General features: G+C 66.4%; 19 protein-coding genes and 1 tRNA gene. 12 read left to right on the plus strand and 8 right to left on the minus strand.

Annotation, left to right across the window (positions count from 1 at the left end; translation table 11 throughout):
- Window positions 1-151: 151 nt before the first annotated feature.
- From HUU99_RS08460 to HUU99_RS08475, 4 genes are all read left to right on the plus strand, one after another.
- A complete protein-coding gene (locus tag HUU99_RS08460; RefSeq protein ID WP_174286142.1) occupies window positions 152-901 on the plus strand; it encodes a Bax inhibitor-1/YccA family protein in 750 nt (249 codons plus the stop codon).
- Between the two features lie 72 nt (window positions 902-973).
- Window positions 974-1777 (plus strand): transglutaminase-like domain-containing protein, encoded by an 804-nt coding sequence (locus HUU99_RS08465; protein ID WP_174286143.1) that lies wholly within the window; start codon window positions 974-976, stop codon window positions 1775-1777.
- Between the two features lie 24 nt (window positions 1778-1801).
- Window positions 1802-2092: a hypothetical protein gene (locus tag HUU99_RS08470; RefSeq protein ID WP_174286144.1), complete on the plus strand. Its 291-nt coding sequence runs from the start codon at window positions 1802-1804 to the stop codon at window positions 2090-2092.
- A gap of 202 nt (window positions 2093-2294) precedes the next feature.
- Window positions 2295-2849, plus strand: coding sequence for a hypothetical protein (locus tag HUU99_RS08475; RefSeq protein WP_174286145.1), 555 nt, complete (start codon window positions 2295-2297; stop codon window positions 2847-2849).
- Between the two features lie 3 nt (window positions 2850-2852).
- Here the strand turns inward: HUU99_RS08475 and HUU99_RS08480 are convergent, their stop codons facing one another.
- Both HUU99_RS08480 and HUU99_RS08485 read right to left on the minus strand, forming a co-directional pair.
- Window positions 2853-3608, minus strand: a complete 756-nt coding sequence (locus tag HUU99_RS08480) for an NUDIX hydrolase (protein ID WP_174286146.1) — start codon at window positions 3606-3608, stop codon at window positions 2853-2855.
- A 67-nt stretch (window positions 3609-3675) separates the two neighbouring features.
- A tRNA-Ala gene (locus tag HUU99_RS08485) sits at window positions 3676-3751 on the minus strand.
- 227 nt (window positions 3752-3978) lie between these two features.
- On the opposite strand from HUU99_RS08485, the gene HUU99_RS08490 reads away from it, so the two are divergent.
- The gene (locus tag HUU99_RS08490; protein WP_174286147.1) at window positions 3979-4956 is read left to right on the plus strand and encodes a DUF2171 domain-containing protein; all 978 of its coding nucleotides are present in this window, start codon (window positions 3979-3981) and stop codon (window positions 4954-4956) included.
- A gap of 74 nt (window positions 4957-5030) precedes the next feature.
- Here HUU99_RS08490 and ypfJ read toward each other — a convergent pair whose 3' ends face one another.
- On the minus strand, window positions 5031-5948 hold the full coding sequence (ypfJ, locus tag HUU99_RS08495; RefSeq protein ID WP_174286148.1) for a KPN_02809 family neutral zinc metallopeptidase: 918 nt from the start codon (window positions 5946-5948) through the stop codon (window positions 5031-5033).
- A gap of 103 nt (window positions 5949-6051) precedes the next feature.
- Here ypfJ and HUU99_RS08500 point away from each other — a divergent pair, with 103 nt between their 5' ends.
- From HUU99_RS08500 to HUU99_RS08510, 3 genes are read left to right on the plus strand one after another with little or no spacing between them, the layout of a single operon-like run.
- On the plus strand, window positions 6052-7185 hold the full coding sequence (locus HUU99_RS08500) for a patatin-like phospholipase family protein (RefSeq protein ID WP_174286181.1): 1134 nt from the start codon (window positions 6052-6054) through the stop codon (window positions 7183-7185).
- A gap of 9 nt (window positions 7186-7194) precedes the next feature.
- Window positions 7195-7980: a 3-hydroxybutyrate dehydrogenase gene (locus tag HUU99_RS08505; protein ID WP_174286149.1), complete on the plus strand. Its 786-nt coding sequence runs from the start codon at window positions 7195-7197 to the stop codon at window positions 7978-7980.
- Window positions 7977-8579, plus strand: a complete 603-nt coding sequence (locus HUU99_RS08510; protein ID WP_174286150.1) for a DUF4893 domain-containing protein — start codon at window positions 7977-7979, stop codon at window positions 8577-8579. Before HUU99_RS08505 ends, HUU99_RS08510 begins: the two co-directional genes overlap by 4 nt.
- Here the strand turns inward: HUU99_RS08510 and HUU99_RS08515 are convergent.
- The 5 genes from HUU99_RS08515 to HUU99_RS08535 form a co-directional block, all read right to left on the minus strand.
- Complete coding sequence (locus HUU99_RS08515) at window positions 8569-9195, minus strand: hypothetical protein (RefSeq protein ID WP_174286151.1); 627 nt, start codon at window positions 9193-9195, stop codon at window positions 8569-8571. The genes HUU99_RS08510 and HUU99_RS08515 overlap by 11 nt on opposite strands.
- Window positions 9196-9267: 72 nt before the next feature.
- A complete protein-coding gene (locus tag HUU99_RS08520) occupies window positions 9268-10209 on the minus strand; it encodes a cation diffusion facilitator family transporter (RefSeq protein ID WP_174286152.1) in 942 nt (313 codons plus the stop codon).
- Between the two features lie 6 nt (window positions 10210-10215).
- Window positions 10216-11166 (minus strand): aldo/keto reductase, encoded by a 951-nt coding sequence (locus tag HUU99_RS08525; RefSeq protein WP_174286153.1) that lies wholly within the window; start codon window positions 11164-11166, stop codon window positions 10216-10218.
- A complete protein-coding gene (locus tag HUU99_RS08530; RefSeq protein ID WP_174286154.1) occupies window positions 11163-11351 on the minus strand; it encodes a hypothetical protein in 189 nt (62 codons plus the stop codon). The genes HUU99_RS08525 and HUU99_RS08530 overlap by 4 nt, the downstream gene beginning before the upstream one ends.
- Complete coding sequence (locus HUU99_RS08535) at window positions 11348-11671, minus strand: hypothetical protein (RefSeq protein ID WP_174286155.1); 324 nt, start codon at window positions 11669-11671, stop codon at window positions 11348-11350. Before HUU99_RS08535 ends, HUU99_RS08530 begins: the two co-directional genes overlap by 4 nt.
- A 107-nt stretch (window positions 11672-11778) precedes the next feature.
- Here HUU99_RS08535 and HUU99_RS08540 point away from each other — a divergent pair, with 107 nt between their 5' ends.
- The 4 genes from HUU99_RS08540 to metH all read left to right on the plus strand — a co-directional run bounded on the left by HUU99_RS08540 (window position 11779) and on the right by metH (window position 17794).
- Window positions 11779-12744, plus strand: coding sequence for an ArsR/SmtB family transcription factor (locus HUU99_RS08540; protein WP_174286156.1), 966 nt, complete (start codon window positions 11779-11781; stop codon window positions 12742-12744).
- Complete coding sequence (metF, locus tag HUU99_RS08545; RefSeq protein WP_174286157.1) at window positions 12741-13685, plus strand: methylenetetrahydrofolate reductase [NAD(P)H]; 945 nt, start codon at window positions 12741-12743, stop codon at window positions 13683-13685. The genes HUU99_RS08540 and metF overlap by 4 nt, the downstream gene beginning before the upstream one ends.
- 202 nt (window positions 13686-13887) lie before the next feature.
- A complete protein-coding gene (locus HUU99_RS08550) occupies window positions 13888-14934 on the plus strand; it encodes a homocysteine S-methyltransferase family protein (RefSeq protein ID WP_174286158.1) in 1047 nt (348 codons plus the stop codon).
- A gap of 145 nt (window positions 14935-15079) precedes the next feature.
- Window positions 15080-17794, plus strand: a complete 2715-nt coding sequence (gene metH, locus HUU99_RS08555; protein WP_174286159.1) for a methionine synthase — start codon at window positions 15080-15082, stop codon at window positions 17792-17794.
- The last annotated feature ends 48 nt before the right edge of the window (window positions 17795-17842 follow it).

Consider the following 17842-nt stretch of genomic DNA (forward strand, 5'->3'; position numbering starts at 1 on the left):
GGCGGCGGGCGGAGAGCGACGAACAAACGGTGCATACGCGATCATCGCGCGCAGCGGCGTCAGCGCAACCGGTTTCGCTTGAAAAGAGTCGCGCCGACGCCGATATCCGGACGATCCGGCCATGGCGGTCGGCAAAGGAGTTGTTTTCGACATGGCCAATTGGTCTGACCCCCGGCCGAACGCGGCGCCGTTCGGCACCACCGCGAGCGCGACGCGCTCGACCGCGTACGACGCCGGGCTTCGCGCCTATATGCTGTCGGTCTATAATTACATGGGTTCCGGCGTGCTGCTGACGGGCATCGTCGCCATGCTCTTCGCCTGGGGCGGCGCGACGTCGCCGGCCGCACAGGTCTTCATCGGCGGCGGCGCGCTGAAATATGTCATCATGTTCGCGCCGCTCGGGTTCGTGTTCGCGATGAGCGCGGGGCAGGCCCGGATGCAGACCTCGACGCTGAAGCTCCTGTTCTGGGGCTTCGCGGTCGTCATGGGCCTGTCGCTCTCGACGATCTTCCTCGTCTATAGCCCGATGGCGATCGCACAGGCGTTCTTTGCGACCGCCGCCGGGTTCGGCGCGCTGAGCCTTTATGGCTATACGACGAAGAAGGACCTGTCGGCGTTCGGCACGTTCCTGATCGTCGGTGTGGTCGGTCTGCTCGTTGCCAGCATCATCAACATGTTCGTGCATTCGGGTCCGCTGGGCCTGCTGATCAGCCTCGTCGGCGTGTTGCTGTTTGCCGGGTTGACCGCATATGATACGCAGCGGACCAAGAGCATGTACCGTTACGTCGCGGGAACCGGTCAGGAAGACCGGGTGGTCATCATGGCCGCGCTGTCGCTGTATCTCGACTTCATCAATATGTTCCTGTTCATCCTCCGGCTGTTCGGCGGCAATCGCAGCTGATTTCCACGGCATATCGATTCCATCACGGGCCCGGCGGTATCGTCCGCCGGGCCTTTCGTTTGACCGGACCCAATGCGCCTGCACATCGACGTCCACCTGGATTACGCGTTGCCGGCCCCGGCCGATATATTGCTGCAGGTCGAGGCGGCGATGATGCCCGACCAGACGGTTATCGACGACAGGCTGACGATCTGGTCCGACACCCCGATCCGTTCGGTCGAAGGATATGACGGGGTCGGTCGTCGGTGTTGGGCGCACGGGGTCGGTCGACTGACTGTCCATTACCGCGCGACGGTGGACGTGGCCCGTCCTCCCGTGATGCTGGCGGACTATCCGTCGACCACGCCGCGGATGGTACCCGGTGCGGTCACCGCGTATCTGATGCCGAGCCGGTATTGCCAGTCGGATCGGCTGGAGGGCTTCGTCCGGCGGCGTTTCGCCGGATTGCAGGGCGGCGCATTGGCCGAGGCACTGGTCGCCTGGATCGCACGATCGATCGATTACCGAAGCAATTCCAGCACCGGCGATACGACCGCGCTCGACACCTTCGCCGCGCGGTCGGGGGTCTGCCGGGACTATGCGCATCTGCTCGTCGCGTTGGCACGGGCGGGCGACATCCCGGCGCGGTGCGTTTCGGCCTATGCGCCCGGCGTCGATCCGCCCGATTTTCACGCCGTCGCCGAATTGTGGCTGGATGGCGACTGGCGGCTGGTCGACCCCACGGGCATGGCGCATTGCCAGGACCTGGTCCGCGTCTGCGTCGGCCGCGATGCCACCGATATCGCGTTCATGACGATCTTCGGTGCCGCTACGTTGCTCGATCAGCGCGTGGCCGTAAAGTCGGACAGGAACGCGGATGCGCCTGCGTCGTTGTAGGGAAGCAATCAAGGAGTGTCCGTGATGACCGATATCGATGACCGCGCGCTCGACAGCCTGTCGGTCGCACCCGCAGACGACGATACGGTCGGCAGCGGACATGATTCGCGGCAGGGTGCCGGCCAGGACAAGTCGATCGCCGAACGGCTCGAACGAAATCCCGCGAGCGTGGACGCCAAGCTGGACAACGGATTGGACGAGTCGATGGACGCCAGCGATCCGCCTTCCGTAACGCAGCCATCGGGCACCACCGACGCGCCGCCATCGTCGGGTTACGACCAGGAAGCGGAAAAGGCGCTCCGCGACCAGGGCTGAGGGTTCGTCGTCGCCCGATTGTTGCGCGTAAAGCGCATGTCATCGTTAATTCCGCCATTCCGGCTCGGTTCGTCGCAACGGATGTTGCGGCGCACAAGCTTTCATGGTCGCTAGTCGCTGTCATTGGTCGATTTCGTTCAGGTGTCCGTTAACCATCTTGGCGTATCGTCCCAGGACTGAACGAAACGGGCGGGGTAGGGCGATGGGTTCGAGAATGAAGCCGGCCGAAGGCGCAATGACGTTGGCCGAGATGAAGGAATTCGCGGGCTTTCCCGCAGCTACCCAGCGGTACATCCGCCGGTCGCTGGATATCGGGCTCGACCGTGAGGACGCACTGGCGCGTTGGTCGCGCGATGTGGTGGAGGCCGCGAGCATCCGGGCGCAGGCTCGGATGTACCGCAGCCTGCCCGATATCCGGGAGATTGTTCCGGACGACAGCGGGCTCGATGCGATCGAACCTTTCCTCGCACCGTTGGTGACCGTGGTGGCGTTCGATCTGGGGCAGGGGCGGCTGACCAGCTTCTCCGCGTTCCGTTTCCTCTACGAACGGCTGATCGGCGCATCGGTGCGGCCTTGGCTGCCGGCCGCGTTCTGCGCCGCCGCAGCGTTGCCGCACCTGCATCCGGAATTGCGGCGCAAATTGCTGCAATCGATCAGCGAAGCCGCGGCGACCGCGTCGGGCTGGTCGAACCGTCAGCCGGCCTTCTTTCCCTATTGGGTGGAAAAGGTCGACAGCGCCGCACCACTCGCAACCTGAGGCTCATCCGCGGGTCGCGCTGGACAATGGTTCGGACGTAACGGGATAGCCGAGACCCTGGGGTATGCACAGGCGATCGCCATCGGGGCGTCGTTCGATAAACGGCGTGATGGCCTGGATCGGGTGGGCCGCGGCATCCACGACCGCCGCCGCGAAATGCCGATGCTGCGCAAGCCGTTCGAGATTGCGCCGAGTGGGGTAGATGAGGATCGCCCGACCCGCATCGGCTGAGGCCAGCACCGCCGCCGCGCTCGACCAGAACAACCGCGCCGTCTCCCCCTCGTCGGCGGTGGGTTCGGGCGATCCATCGGGCAGCGCCGCGAGGTAGAAGCGCGTATCGAAGATACGCGCGTGCCGGTGCGCCGGTCGCCACCGCGCAAAGGGAACGAGTACGCCGGGGTCGAGCGCGATGCCCGCCGCCGCCAGCACATCCGCGAAGGGCTCGCCCGCGTGCAGCGCGGCGCGGATCGAGGCCAGCGAGGCGGCAGACGGCGTCGGCGACAATCCGATCGCGAGCCCCGCCTCCTCGATCGTCTCGCGAATCGCGGCAACGCGCGCCGCGAGGTCGTCGCCGTCCCCGATCGTCGCCGCCAGCACATCGTCGCCGGGATCGATCCGGCCGCCGGGAAAGACGAGCGCACCCGCGGCGAAACGCATCGCCTTCGCCCGCTCCACCATCAGCAGATCGGCGGGCCCGTCGACCCGGTCGCGCATGACGATAAGGGTCGCGGCGGGAATGGCGTCGGGAAGGTCGGTCATCACCGTCGCCAATGGACGGTCAGTTACAAGCGCGCAATCGCGCGCGGGATCGACGGATAGGGGCGGGTGGTGGAGCCGAAGGGAATCGAACCCTTGACCTCTGCAGTGCGATTGCAGCGCTCTCCCATCTGAGCTACGGCCCCGCGCCCCTACCGGTGCAACCGGGATCGCTGCCATTAACGAGGGACATCGGGGGATGCAACAGGTGCGGCGCGCGAGGTCGCACCCGTTCCGGACGCTTCATCCAGATGTTCCACCGGACCGCCGTCTTGCGGGTGCGCTCACCGGAACAATCCCGCATCTTCAACGCTTTTTCCTCGATACCGGCGGGCTGGCCCACCGGCATAGTGTGAGCGAGCAGGAGAAGACCATGTCGACCATCCGCTACCCGGGTACCACCAACGAACCGAACCCCGACTTTTACGGACGGGACAACCCCGCCGATTACGGGCCGGATCGTTCTCCCGCCGGCAATCCGTCCAGCGCGCGCGAATATGCTGCGGCTGGAGAATATGGTGCCGATCGCGGCGATCGAACGCAAGACCGGAATCGCGGCCCCAATAAGGAGCGCGGCAATTATCAGCAGCAGCGTGGCGGTACCGATCGGCAGAGCGAGCCTTATCGCGGCAGCTACGCGCATGACGGACATCGCTTCGAAGACGTGGGTCGCTACCGCGAATATGAAGACGACGACCGCCGCGGCGGTCGTCAGCCGCAACGGGGCGGTGCCGGTCGTCAACCGCAAGGCTCCGATTATGACGAGCGCAATTTCCTGGCGCGTGCGGGCGACGAGGTGCGATCCTGGTTCGGCGACGACGAGGCGGAACGGCGTCGTAGCCGGGATGCCCGCCACGAAGGCGGCGGCAATGACGACCGCCACCATGAAGAGTATCACCAGTGGCGCACCGGCCAGATCGCCGATTTCGACCGCGACTTCGCCGAATATCGTAAGGAGAACCAGGCCAAGTTCCATACCGAGTTCACCGCGTGGCGCGGCGAGCGCCAATCCCAGCGCCTGTCCCTGACCAAGGTCGAGGAGCACATGGAAATCCTCGGGTCGGACGGCGAGCATGTCGGCACGGTCGACAAGGTCCGCGGCGATCATATCCTGCTGACCAGGACCGACAAGGATGCGGGTGGCCACCACCACATGATCCCGTCGCGGTGGATCCAGACCGTCGACGAGAAGGTGACGCTGCGAAAGACTGCGGCGGAGGCGAAGCAGGAATGGCGCGACGTGGAACGAAGCGAGGACGAAAACCGGTTCGGCGATCGCGGCGGGGTTCAGGACGGTCCGCGCGACGGACAGGGCCGCAAGCTCGATCGGAATGTTCCGCGGACCTATTGATCACGAATCTGCCTGATCGAAGGCGGATCGACGGGCGCGGCATCGCAAGGTGCCGCGCCCTTTTTTTTGCCCGGTCAGATCGCGCCCGAAAACGTGTCGCACTTCGCGGGATCGCCGCTGTCCAGACCGACCTGCAGCCAATGCTGTCGCTCGGCCGAGGTGCCGTGGGTAAAGCTGTCGGGCACGACGCGACCCTCGCTTTGCTGCTGCAACGTATCGTCGCCGATCGCATGTGCGGCCGTCATACCCTCCTGCACGTCGCCGGGGTCAAGCCGGTCCTTGTTCCTGTTGGCCCAGACGCCGGCATAGCAATCCGCCTGAAGTTCCAGACGCACCGATGGCCCGTTCGCACCGCCGGGTCCGCCCGATTGCTCGGCCTGCGCGACCTGGCTGGAGACGCCGAGCAGGTTCTGGATATGGTGTCCGAATTCATGCGCGATCACATAATCCTGCGCGAAGTCGCCGCCCGCGTGGAAGCGGGTCTGCAATTCCTCGAAGAAGCTGGTGTCGAGATAGATTTTGCTGTCGGTCGGGCAGTAGAACGGTCCCATCGCGCTCTGCGCCGCGCCGCAGCCCGATTGGCCGCTGCCGCGGTAGAAGACGAGACCGGGCGCGGTGAACGATTTGCCTTCGTCACCGAAGACCGAAGCCCAGGTCTTGTCCGCGGAACTGAAGGCATCGCAGGCGGATTTGCGGTCGGCATCGGCACGGCAGATCGCGCCGACCGAGGCACCCTTGGTCGACGGACCCACCTGACCGGCCGGTGCGATCGGCTGGCCACCGCCGCCCACAAGCGAGCCGAGGTTGCCGATTCCGCCGAACACCGCGAACAGGATCAGCACGACGACGATACCGCCACAGCCGAATCGACTGCCGATCAGCGGCAACAGCCCGAACAACAACCCGCCGCCGCCGCCCAGGCCGCCGCCGCCGCCACCGCCGGAGCCTTCGTCTTCGACGTTGATATTGGGATCGAAATCGTCGAGCCGCATGGTGCCTTTACCCCGTGATGGCAGTGCCGTGTCCATGCGCCGGGACAGGCGTGCGACGCAAGCACGGTTGATCGCCGCCGCGGTTCGTCCCATGAACGCGCCGATGGCGGATATCGAACCCACCCGCGCACGCAAGCGTGCCTTGCCGTTGCCCGCGCAGGTCGCGCTCGTGCTGCAGGGCGGCGGCGCGCTGGGCAGTTTTCAGGCCGGCGTGATCGAGGCGCTGGCGAATGCCGCGATTCGGATCGACTGGGTCGCAGGTATCTCGATCGGCGCGGTCAACGCCGCGATCGTCGCGGGCAACCCGCCCGAGCGCCGGGTCGAACGGTTGCGCGCGTTCTGGGAACAAATGACGGTGGCGTTGCCCAGCTTTCCGATCTTTCCCGACGACCGCGTGCGCGAATTCGTCCACGAATGGTCGGCGGGTTTCGTCGCGATGGCGGGGGTGCCGGGGTTCTTCGGCCCGCGGTTCGTGCCGCCGTTCCTGGCGGTGCCGGGATCGCTCGACGCGACCAGCTTCTACGATTCGCAACCGCTCGCCGATACGCTGAACCGACTGATCGACTGGGATCTGCTGAACGACGGGCCGATCCGGCTGTCGGTCGGCGCGGTCGATGTCGAAAGCGGCAATTTCCATTACTTCGACACCGCGGACGAGCGGCTGGACGCGCGCCACATCATGGCTTCGGGTGCGCTGCCGCCGGGCTTGCCGCCGATCGAGATCGGCGGGCGCTGGTGGTGGGATGGCGGGCTCGTCTCGAACACCCCGCTGACGCATGTCCTCGATCATCAGCAGGGTGAAACGCTGGTGTTTCAGGTCGATCTGTTCGCCGCAGCCGCGGAGCGCCCGCGGACGATCATGGATGTGTTGGCGCGCGAAAAGGAAATCCGTTTCTCCAGCCGGACGCGGCAGGTGACCGACCAATTGCTGCGGCTGCGCAAGGAGCGCGAGCTGACGCGGCGCGTGCTCGCCAAACTGCCCGACGCATTGGCGAACGACCGCGACGTGAAGGCGCTGGCGGCGCTGGCCGCGGAGAAGCCGGTCAGTCTCGTCCATATCATCTACCGTGCCAATGCCTGGGAGGGCGGGTCGCGCGATTACGAATTCTCGGCACGGACGATGCTGGAACATTGGTCGGCGGGGCAGACGGCGGTCGATCGGACGATGGAGAACGCCGAACTGGTCGCGGAGAATCTGCTGACCGGCCGCACCGCCGCGTTCGATCTGGGGCGATAGGAGAAACGCATGTTCCTGAAGGGTAGGACCGCGATCGTGACCGGATCGACGTCGGGCATCGGCCTTGCCTATGCCAAGGCGTTGGCTGCGGAAGGGGCCGCGGTCGTCATCAACGGTTTCGGCGATGCCGCCGCGATCGAACGCGATCGCGGCGCGTTATCCGCGACGAGCGGTGCGGTCGCACTTTACGACCCCGCCGACATGACGAAGCCGCACGAGATCGCGGCGATGGTCGCGCGGGCGGTCGTGGCCACGGGCAGCGTCGATATCGTCGTCAACAATGCGGGCATCCAGCATGTCGCGCCGATCGAGGATTTCCCGGTCGATCGGTTCGATGCGATCATCGCGATCAACCTGTCGTCCGCCTGGCATGTCATGCGCGCCGCGGTGCCGCACATGCGCGCCCGCAAATGGGGGCGGATCATCTCCACCGGGTCGGCACATTCCAAGGTCGCGAGCCCGAACAAGTCGGCCTATGTCATGGCCAAGCACGGCATCGACGGCCTGACCAAGACGATCGCGCTGGAAACCGCGACCGACGGGATCACGGTCAACTGCATTTCCCCCGGCTATGTCTGGACGCCGCTGGTGGAAAACCAGATCCCCGACACGATGAAGGCGCGGGGGCTGACGCGCGACCAGGTGATGAGCGACGTGCTGCTGGCGGCGCAGCCGACGAAGCAGTTCGTCACCCCGGAACAGGTTGCGGCGTTCGCGCTGTTCCTGTGCCGCGACGAGGCGGCGTCGATCACCGGCGCGAACCTGTCGATCGATGGCGGCTGGACGGCGGCATGACCGTGCGGACGGCAGCAACGCTGGCGTTGATGGCTGTCGTCGCGTCGCAGCCGGTCGGTGCCGCGCGCGACCTGCCGCGCGACTGGCGACGCGTGGCGACGCTGCCCGATCGCGACCGGCTGCGGCGGCTGCGGATGGCGTGGACCGATGGTGTCCGCCTCGCCTATGCGAACGGGCTGGGCGGGTCGGTACGATCGCAGGGCGTGCTGCTCGACCCCGATGTCGCGCTGGCCGACCCTTTGCCGCCGCCGGGCAGATATCGATGTCGGGTCGTCAAGCTGGGCGGCCCGCAAGGGTTTTCGGTCAGGGCGGCGGTGCCGTGCGAGATCGCTGCTACCGGGCCGGTGCTCGGGTTTTCGATGCTGGGTGCGGCTCAACGCACCACGGGCACGCTGTTCGCGGATACCGACGTGCGCGGCGTGTTCCTGGGGTCGCTGGCGATGGCGGACGAGGGCCATGTGCTGGCCTATGGCCGCGACGTGAATCGCAATATGGCGGGTGTGGTGGAACGCGTCGGGCCTTCGCGTTGGCGGATCGGCTTCCCTTATCCGCGCTTCGAAGCCACGCTCGATGTGATCGAACTGGTTCCTAGTTCGTAGCGGCAGTTTTATCGGGCACCGGTACGGTCGGCGTCGCGGCGGTCGGCGTAGCGACGATCGGCGGCAATGCCGCAAGATATTCCTTTCCGTGCTGATCGACCACGATGAGCTGCGACGCGTTCGCCTGTGCGACCGCTTGCAGATACGATCGCGGCTTTTTCATCAGGCCGGGGAAATCCACCTTCGTAAGCCCGACGAGCCGCGCCGCTTCCTCCACGAAATGGACGCAATTATGCGTCTGGAGATTGTAGGTGCTGTCGGGACCCTTGTCGTCCCATGCGGTGGCGAGCGCGACGACGGCGGCATATTGCTGGTCGGTGAGTACGACCGAGAATTGCGCCGTGCTGCCATCGATATAGCCCGGCTTCGCGATATCGAGCCGACCGGGAACGGGACCGAACAGCAAAGCCGGAGTCACCGCCTTCGCCGTAAACCCGAAGTTGCGATCGACCGGCGGGCCACCCGCATCCGGAATCCCGCGCAGGGTAACGAATGCATGGGGAAAACTGTTGCCAAGCTCGTGGCTCCAGAACGTGATCGTCACCGCAGCCTGGGCGGGAAGCGCCGCAAACAACGACAACAGGATCGGGGCGAGCAGGCGGAGCAAGGCTTTCATAGATGAGGAAATACCGCGAAGTTTCGCTGGAATGCAACCCGGATCGGCGGGACCAGATATCGGTTCGGCGCATCACGATCCGTCGCGGCCCGGTGCCGTAGCCACCGCATCCTCGCGCCGTTCCGGCCGGATATAGATCGATGCGAGCATCGGTTCCGCGTTCTTCAGCGCGGTCTCGATCGTCTCGATCAGGCGCTCGCCGTCGCCCATCGTCATCGAATCGACGAAATCCGCGCTGATCGCGACGAAGATGCTGGTCGGTGCGGTGTGGATCGTCCGGACATGGTTCACCGCGGTGATGCCGGGATACCCGTCGACGATCGCGCGGACCCGGGCAATGACCGCCGGATCGGCTCGCTCGCCGATCAGCAGTCCCTTGGCTTCGCGCGCCAGCAGCATCGCGACGAGCGCCAGCACGGTCCCGATCACGATCGACGCGATGCCGTCGATCCGCGGATCGGCGAAATAGTGGCTGGCCCAGACACCGACCGCGGCGACCGCGAGACCGAACAACGCAGCCGAATCCTCGAACAGCACGATGAAGCCAGCCGGGTCCTTCGATCGCCGGACCGCCTGCCACCAGCCGAAGTCGCCCTTGCCCGTCGCGAACTCGCGCACCGCGACGATCCAGGATCCGCCCTCCAGCACCGCGGCGATGCCGAGCACCGCATAATCGACGACCGGATCGGACAGCGCCGCCGGGGCCCGGATATGGCGATACCCCTCGTAGATCGACACGCCCGCGCCGATCGCGAAGATCAGGATCGCGACTACGAACGCCCAGAAATACAGCTCTCGGCCATAGCCGAAAGGGTGAGCATCGTCCGCGGGTTGTGCCGCACGCCTTTGCCCGTACAGCAGCAGGACTTGGTTTCCGCTGTCGACGAAGGAATGGACCCCTTCGGTCAGCATCGACGACGACCCGGTGATGCCGGCGGCAACGAATTTCGCGATACCGATGCCAAGATTGGCGGCTAATGCGGCGTAGAGGACGAGGTTGGCGCGGGTGTGCAAGTGCGCCTAAACCCCCGCGGCGGTCAGCCGGTCGAGCTGATCCTTCGTCAAATCCAGCGTCAGCGCGCCCATCGACTCCTCGAGCTGCTTCACGCTGGTCGCGCTGGCGATCGGCGCGGCGATGCCGGGTTGCGCGATCAGCCACGCGAGTGCGATCTGCGCCAGTGTCGCGCCGGTCTCTTCCGCCACCGCGTCCATCGCCGCAAGGACGGCTGGGCCATTCGCGTCGAGCATCGCGCTCATCCGGCTGCCGCGGACGCTCTGCCCGAAATCCTTCTCGCTGCGGTATTTGCCCGTCAGGAACCCCGAGGCGAGGCCGTAATAGGGCAGCACGCCGATATTTTCGGTGACGCAATAATCCTGCAACTCACCCTCGAACTTGCCGCGGCTGACCAGATTATATTCGGGCTGCAACACGTGATAGCGCGGCAGGCCGGCCCGCTCCGCCACTTCGATCGCCGATTTCAGGCGGCCGGCATGGAAATTGGACGCGCCGATCACGCGGACCTTGCCTGCGTCGATCAGCTTGCCGAACGCTGCGACGACATCCTCCTGCGGCACCGCGTCGTCGTCCTGGTGCGCGTAGTAGAGATCGATCCGGTCGGTGCCGAGCCGCTGCAACGAGGCTTCGCAGGCCGCGGCGATCCGGGCCGGGGCCAGCTTCGCACCGCCCTCGCCCGGCAGCATGCCGACCTTCGTCGCGATCAGCACGTCGTCGCGTCGGCCGCTCGTCTTCAGCCATTCGCCGATCATCGTTTCGGACTCGCCGCCCTGATGGCCCGGCACCCATGCCGAATAGACGTCCGCGGTATCGATCATCGTCCCGCCGCCGGCAACGAACGCGTCGAGGACGGCGAAGCTCGCGTCGCGGTCCGCGGTCCAGCCGAAGACGTTGCCGCCGAGCACGAGGGGGGCGATCTTCAGGTCGGTCGAGCCGAGCCGCCGCAAATTGGTCATCGGGTATCGCTTTCATTGTCGTCGGGGGCGACGGCGTTCGCGTCCATGCTGTTCGAGTCCAGCATCGCCGCGGCATCGTTGAGTTGGCGCGCCTCGTCGGCGGTCACCGCGTCCGGCTGATCGCCGTGTGACGAGCATGCTGCGAGCATCGCGACGGCGGCGACCAGGATCGGCAGGCGGATCATTTCTTCAGCGCGTCGCCGGCCTTGACCAGCGCATTCCCGGTCGCGTCGGCCGCACGGTCCGCGGCGTTGCCGATCGCGTCGCCGGCCTTGCGCGCGCGGGGCGAAAGATCGGTGCCCATATTGTCCATCGACGATTGCGCGGCACCGAGCGCGCGGTCGCTGGCGGCGTCGACATCGCTGATCGCGTTGCGCGTCGTCGCGTTCGCATCGGCGGCGATGCTGTCCGCGGCCTCCGCCGTGTCGTTCTGCGCCTTCGGGCTGCAGGCGGCGATGCCGATCAAGGCGGCGGCGGTGGCGAGCGAAAGGGCGAGGCGCTGCATATTGGTCTCCGCAAAAAGTGATCAACGTTATACACAGCGGGTCGGGTCCGCCAAAGTCGCGGACGAGCGCGTTGACCTCATATAAAGAATTCTTTATATGTCAGGCCGTGACGATCGCACTCGACATCTTCCGGGCTCTTGCCGACGCGACGCGGTTACGCATGCTGGCGCTGTTGCGGTCGATGGAATTGTCGGTCGGCGAACTGGCGCAGGTGCTTGGGCAGAGCCAGCCGCGCGTGTCGCGCCACGTCAAGATCCTGTGCGACGCGGGTCTCGCCGAACGGCGCAAGGAGGGCAGCTGGGTGTTCGTGGCGCTTGGCCGGCCGCAGGCGGTCGCCCCCGTCGCCGCGGCGCTGGACGAATGGTCGAAGGCGGAGCCCGATCACTGGGCGGTCGCGGATGCGGCGCGGCTGGCGGCGGTGCGCGCGGACCGGGCGGCGTCGGCGGCGCAGTGGTTCGAGGCGCATGCCGGCGAATGGGATGCGATCCGGTCGCTGCATGTCGCGGATAGCGAGGTCGAGACGGCGATGGCGTCGGTGCTCGGTGACGCGCCGGTCGGATCGCTGATCGATATCGGTACCGGCACCGGGCGGATGCTGGAACTGTTCGGCGCACAAGCCGATGCCGCGCTCGGGATCGATCGATCGTCCGAGATGCTGCGGCTGGCGCGCGCCAAGCTGGCGGGCGCGGCGAACACCGAATTGCGGCAGGCCGACCTGTACGCGCTGCCGATGACGGACGGTGCGGCCGATGTCGCGATCCTGCACCATGTCCTGCACTTCGCGCAGCAGCCCGGCGCGGCGATCGTCGAGGCCGGTCGTGTCCTGGCGGCGGGCGGACGGCTGCTGATCGCCGACTTCGCGCCCCACGATCGCGAGGAACTGCGGATCAGCGACGCGCATACCCGTTTGGGTTTTGCGGACGACCAGATCGTGGGCTGGTTCGATGCGGCCGGGCTACAGATGGCGCGGATGGAAACGCTCGTCGGCGGCGAGCTGACGGTAAAATTGTGGCTCGGGCGGAAAATCGGCTCGGGCAACGGCGCGAGCCTGAAAGAGGTGAAAGCGGCATGACGACGATATCGGTTCCGCAACTGGAGGAGGCACGCCGCGCGCTGGAGGCACCGCTCTACGCCGATCTGGCGGGCGACATGGCGGTCAGCTTCGAATTCTTCCCGCCCAAGACGGAGAAGATGGAGGAGCAGCTCTGGGGCGCGGTGCGCACGCTGGAGCCGCTCGGGCCGCGCTTCGTGTCGGTCACCTACGGCGCGGGCGGATCGACCCGCGAGCGCACCCATGCGACGGTCGCGCGGATCCAGCGCGAGACGTCGCTGGCGGCGGCGGCACACCTGACCTGTGTCGAGGCGACGCGCGGCGAGATCGACGAGATCGCGCAGGAATATTGGGCGGCGGGCGTGCGGCACATCGTGGCGCTGCGCGGCGATATGCCGACTACGGGCGCGGCGTTCGCGCCGCATGTCGGCGGGTACGAGAATGCGGCGGCGTTGGTCGCGGGGCTGAAGAGGCTGCATCCGTTCGAGATATCGGTCGCGGCCTATCCCGAATGCCATCCCGATTCCTCCGATGCGGCGGCGGACCTCGATAACCTCAAGCGCAAGTTCGACAACGGCGCGACGCGCGCGATCACCCAGTTCTTCTTCTCGCCCGAGGCGTATTTCCGGTTCCGCGACCAAGTGGCGGCGGCGGGGATCGATGCGGAGATCGTGCCCGGGATCATGCCGGTGACGAACTTCGCCAGCGTGAAGCGGATGGCGGCGATGTGCGGCACCGACGTACCGGCGTGGCTGGCGCGGCTGTTCGACGGGCTGGAGGATCATCCCGACGCGCGTCAGCTGATCGCGGCGACGATCGCGGCGGAGTTGTGCCGGCGGCTCTATGCCGGCGGGGTGCGCGGGTTCCACTTCTACACGCTCAACCGGGCGGAACTGGCGTTCGCGATCTGCCATTTGCTGGGGGTTCGCGCGAAGGTCGCCCAGCAGGTGGCGGCGGCGTAACGAAATCCTCCCCGGGCCGGGGCGGGAGTGATGGGTTGGATCGCCCCCGGCAATCCAAGATCGTGCCGGGGGCACGATCGACCCATCACTCGGCCGAAGGCTGGTGGAGGGGGCTCTCCACCAGCGAACCGTTTGCGGAGAGCCCCCTCCACCGGCTGCGCCGGTCCCCCTCCCCGCGAGCGGGGAGGATTTGGAAAAGACCATGACGATCCGCCAAACATTCCTCGCCGAAGCCGCCAAGCGAATCCTCATCACCGACGGCGCGTTCGGCACGGAAATCCAGAACTGGAAGCTGTCCGAAGCCGACTATGCCGGCGATCTGGGCCTGTCCCACGACCAGAAGGGCAACAACGACATCCTCGCGCTGACCAAGCCCGAGGTGCCGGAATCGATCCACCGCGCCTATTTCGCAGCCGGCGCGGATATCGCGGAGACCAACACCTTCTCCGCCAACATCATCAGCCAGGCGGATTATGGTGCGGAGCATCTGGTCCGCGCGATCAACGTCGAATCCGCCAAGATGGCGCGGCGGGTGGCGGACGAGTTCCAGGCGAAGGATGGCCGACCCCGGTTCGTCGCCGGCGCGATCGGGCCGACGAACAAGACGCTGTCGCTGTCGCCCGACGTCAACGATCCCGGCTACCGCGAGATCGACTTCGACTATCTGAAGGGCGTCTATCGCGAACAGATCGATGCGCTGGTCGAGGGGGGGGTGGATTTCATCCTGATCGAGACGGTGTTCGACACGCTGAACGCGAAGGCGGGGATCATGGCCGCGATCGACGCCGCGGACGATCTGGGACGCGATCTGCCGATCATGCTGTCGATGACGCTGACCGACCTGTCCGGGCGCAACCTGTCGGGGCATACGGTCGAGGCGTTCTGGCATGCGGTGCGCCATGCGAAACCGCTGACGGTCGGGCTCAATTGTTCCTTCGGGGCCGAGCAGTTGCGGCCACATGTGAAGACGCTGAGCGAGATCTGCGATACGCTCATCATGGTCTATCCGAACGCGGGGTTGCCCAACGAACTTGGCGCGTATGACGAGGAACCGGCGACGACCGCGGGGCTGGTCGGCGAGTGGGCGCGGGCGGGGCAGGTCAACGTGCTGGGGGGCTGCTGCGGGTCGACGCCCGCGCACATCGCGGCGATCGCCCAGGGTGTTGCGGGGGTTGCGCCGCGCGCGATCCCGGTGCCGGCGGTAAGGACAAGGTTGGCGGGACTGGAGCCGTTCTTCATGGCGGCGTAAAAATCCTTCCCGGCACGGGGAGGGGGACCGCGCAGCGGTGGAGGGGGCTCTCCACCGGCGATACCGATTGCGGAGAGCCCCCTCCACCCCTCGGCAAGTGCCGAGCGGTCCCCCTCCCCGTGCCGGGGAGGATTGAGAAGAAACAATGACCTCGACATCCTCCTCCACCCATTTCGTGAACATCGGCGAACGCACCAACGTCACCGGCTCCGCCGCGTTCAAGAAGCTCGTCATGGCGGGTGACTACGCGCGAGCCGTCGAGGTCGCGCGCAACCAGGTGGAGAACGGTGCGCAGGTCGTCGACATCAACATGGACGAAGGGCTGCTCGACGCCGAATACGCCATGACGACCTTCCTGAAGCTGATCGCCGCCGAACCCGATATCGCGCGCGTGCCCTTCATGATCGATAGCTCGAAATGGTCGGTGATCGAGGCGGGGCTGAAATGCGTCAGCGGCAAGCCGATCGTGAATTCGATCAGCATGAAGGAGGGCGAGGCGCAGTTCCTCGCCCAGGCGCGCAAGTGCATGGCGTACGGTGCGGCCGCCGTCGTGATGGCGTTCGACGAGGTCGGACAGGCGGATACCGAGGCGCGCAAGGTCGAGATCTGCGCGCGCGCCTACGACCTGCTGACCGGCATCGGCTTTCCGCCGGAGGACATCATCTTCGATCCCAACATCTTCGCGGTCGCGACGGGGATCGAGGAGCATAACAACTACGCGGTCGACTTCATCCAGGCGTGCAGGGCGATCAAGGCGCGCTGCCCGCATTGCCACATCTCGGGCGGGCTATCGAACCTGTCGTTCAGCTTCCGCGGCAACGAGCCGGTGCGCCGCGCGATGCATTCGGTGTTCCTGTTCCACGCGATCCCCGCCGGGCTCGACATGGCGATCGTCAATGCCGGGCAGTTGGACGTGTACGACACGATCGACCCCGAACTGCGCACCGCGTGCGAGGATGTCGTCCTCAACCGCGATCCGGAAGCCGGCGACCGCCTCGTCGCGCTCGCCGAACGCTATCGCGGCACCGATGCGGTGGCGGAGAAGCAGGCGGCGGAATGGCGCAGCCTCGCGGTCGGCAAGCGGCTGGAATACGCGCTGGTCAAGGGCATCGACGCGCATGTCGTCGAGGATACCGAGGAATGCCGCCAAGGCTTCGCGCGGCCGATCGAGGTGATCGAGGGGCCGCTGATGGACGGGATGAACGTCGTCGGCGATCTCTTCGGATCGGGTAAGATGTTTCTCCCGCAAGTCGTCAAAAGCGCACGGGTGATGAAGAAGGCGGTGGCGCACCTGCTGCCCTTCATCGAGGCGTCGAAGGAGCCCGGCGCGCGCGGCAAGGGCAAGATCATCATGGCGACCGTGAAGGGCGACGTGCACGATATCGGCAAGAACATCGTCGGCGTCGTGCTCCAGTGCAACGGCTTCGACGTGGTCGACCTGGGGGTGATGGTGCCGTGGTCGAAGATCATCGCGGCGGCGAACGAGAACGACGCGGACATGATCGGGCTGTCGGGGCTCATCACGCCCTCGCTCGACGAGATGGTGACGGTCGGCGAGGAGATGCAGCGTGCGGGGATGACGATGCCGCTGCTGATCGGCGGGGCGACGACGTCGAAGGTGCATACCGCGCTGCGCATCGCACCCGCGTACAAGGGCCCCGTGGTGCATGTCCTCGACGCCAGCCGCGCGGTCGGGGTCGCGACGACGTTGGTCAGCACGACGGGGCGCGACGATTATGTCGCGGGCGTCGCCGCGGATTACGAGGCGGTGCGCGTGGCGCGCGAGGGCAAGGGGCAGAATGCGCTGCTGCCGCTCGCCGAGGCGCGGGCGCGGGGCTTTCCGGCGGACATGATGCTGAAGGCGCCCGCGCCGTTCGCGCCTGGGCGGCATGTGTTCGACGACTGGCCGCTGGAGGATTTGCGCGAATATATCGACTGGACGCCGTTCTTCCGCGCGTGGGAGCTGGCGGGGAATTTCCCGGCGATCCTGGACGATGCGGTCGTCGGGGAGAGCGCGCGGGGCTTGTACGCGGACGCGCAGGCGATGCTCGATACGATCGTTGCGGAGAAGTGGCTGACCGCGCGCGGCGTGGCGGCGTTGTGGCCGTGTCGCAGGGAGGGGGACGACGTCGTCCTTTATTCCTCCCCGCTCGCGGGGAGGGGGACCAGCGAAGCTGGTGGAGGGGGGGCTGCGTCGAGCGGTTCGCTCGCGGGGAGCCCCCTCCACCACGCCTCCGGCGCGGTCCCCCTCCCCACGAGTGGGGAGGAATTTAAGTTGCCCTTCCTCCGCCAGCAGATCGCCAAGCGCGAAGGCCGCGCCAACATGTGCCTTGCCGATTTCATCGATCCCGCGGGCGACTGGATCGGCGGGTTCGCGGTCGGGATCCACGGCATCGACCCGCATATCGCGCGGTTCAAGGCGGGGCACGACGATTATAACGACATCCTGCTGAAGGCGCTCGCCGACCGCCTGGCGGAGGCGTTCGCCGAGGCGCTGCATGGCCATGTCCGCCGCGAACTCTGGGGCTATGCGCCCGACGAGCAGCTGACCAACGAGGCGATGATCCGCGAGCAATATCGCGGCATCCGCCCCGCGCCCGGCTATCCGGCGTGCCCCGAGCACAGCCTGAAGCGCACGCTGTTCGACCTGTTGCAGGCGGAGGATGCGGTCGGGCTGACGCTGACCGAAAGCTTCGCGATGCTGCCGACCGCGGCGGTCTCGGGCTTCTATTTCGGCCATGCGCAGGCGGAATATTTCGGCGTCGCGCGGATCGGGCAGGACCAGGTCGAAGAATATGCCGTGCGGCGCGGGGTCGATCTGGCGCAGGCGACGCGGTGGCTCAGGCCGAACCTCGACTGACGTCTTCCGCACCGTTCCGGGACGGTCTGCCCTTGCGGAAAGGTTGGG

Source organism: Sphingomonas bacterium (assembly GCF_903642285.1).
GTDB lineage: Bacteria > Pseudomonadota > Alphaproteobacteria > Sphingomonadales > Sphingomonadaceae > Sphingomonas.

Bases quoted from the DNA above. Each gene is read 5' to 3' on its own strand.
- HUU99_RS08460 (WP_174286142.1), top strand. From the start codon at position 152: ATGGCCAATTGGTCTGACCCCCGGCCGAACGCGGCGCCGTTCGGCACC.
- HUU99_RS08465 (WP_174286143.1), top strand. From the start codon at position 974: ATGCGCCTGCACATCGACGTCCACCTGGATTACGCGTTGCCGGCCCCG.
- HUU99_RS08470 (WP_174286144.1), top strand. From the start codon at position 1,802: ATGACCGATATCGATGACCGCGCGCTCGACAGCCTGTCGGTCGCACCC.
- HUU99_RS08475 (WP_174286145.1), top strand. From the start codon at position 2,295: ATGGGTTCGAGAATGAAGCCGGCCGAAGGCGCAATGACGTTGGCCGAG.
- HUU99_RS08480 (WP_174286146.1), bottom strand. From the start codon at position 3,608: ATGACCGACCTTCCCGACGCCATTCCCGCCGCGACCCTTATCGTCATG.
- HUU99_RS08490 (WP_174286147.1), top strand. From the start codon at position 3,979: ATGTCGACCATCCGCTACCCGGGTACCACCAACGAACCGAACCCCGAC.
- ypfJ (WP_174286148.1), bottom strand. From the start codon at position 5,948: ATGCGGCTCGACGATTTCGATCCCAATATCAACGTCGAAGACGAAGGC.
- HUU99_RS08500 (WP_174286181.1), top strand. From the start codon at position 6,052: ATGGCGGATATCGAACCCACCCGCGCACGCAAGCGTGCCTTGCCGTTG.
- HUU99_RS08505 (WP_174286149.1), top strand. From the start codon at position 7,195: ATGTTCCTGAAGGGTAGGACCGCGATCGTGACCGGATCGACGTCGGGC.
- HUU99_RS08510 (WP_174286150.1), top strand. From the start codon at position 7,977: ATGACCGTGCGGACGGCAGCAACGCTGGCGTTGATGGCTGTCGTCGCG.
- HUU99_RS08515 (WP_174286151.1), bottom strand. From the start codon at position 9,195: ATGAAAGCCTTGCTCCGCCTGCTCGCCCCGATCCTGTTGTCGTTGTTT.
- HUU99_RS08525 (WP_174286153.1), bottom strand. From the start codon at position 11,166: ATGACCAATTTGCGGCGGCTCGGCTCGACCGACCTGAAGATCGCCCCC.
- HUU99_RS08530 (WP_174286154.1), bottom strand. From the start codon at position 11,351: ATGATCCGCCTGCCGATCCTGGTCGCCGCCGTCGCGATGCTCGCAGCA.
- HUU99_RS08535 (WP_174286155.1), bottom strand. From the start codon at position 11,671: ATGCAGCGCCTCGCCCTTTCGCTCGCCACCGCCGCCGCCTTGATCGGC.
- metF (WP_174286157.1), top strand. From the start codon at position 12,741: ATGACGACGATATCGGTTCCGCAACTGGAGGAGGCACGCCGCGCGCTG.
- HUU99_RS08550 (WP_174286158.1), top strand. From the start codon at position 13,888: ATGACGATCCGCCAAACATTCCTCGCCGAAGCCGCCAAGCGAATCCTC.
- metH (WP_174286159.1), top strand. From the start codon at position 15,080: ATGACCTCGACATCCTCCTCCACCCATTTCGTGAACATCGGCGAACGC.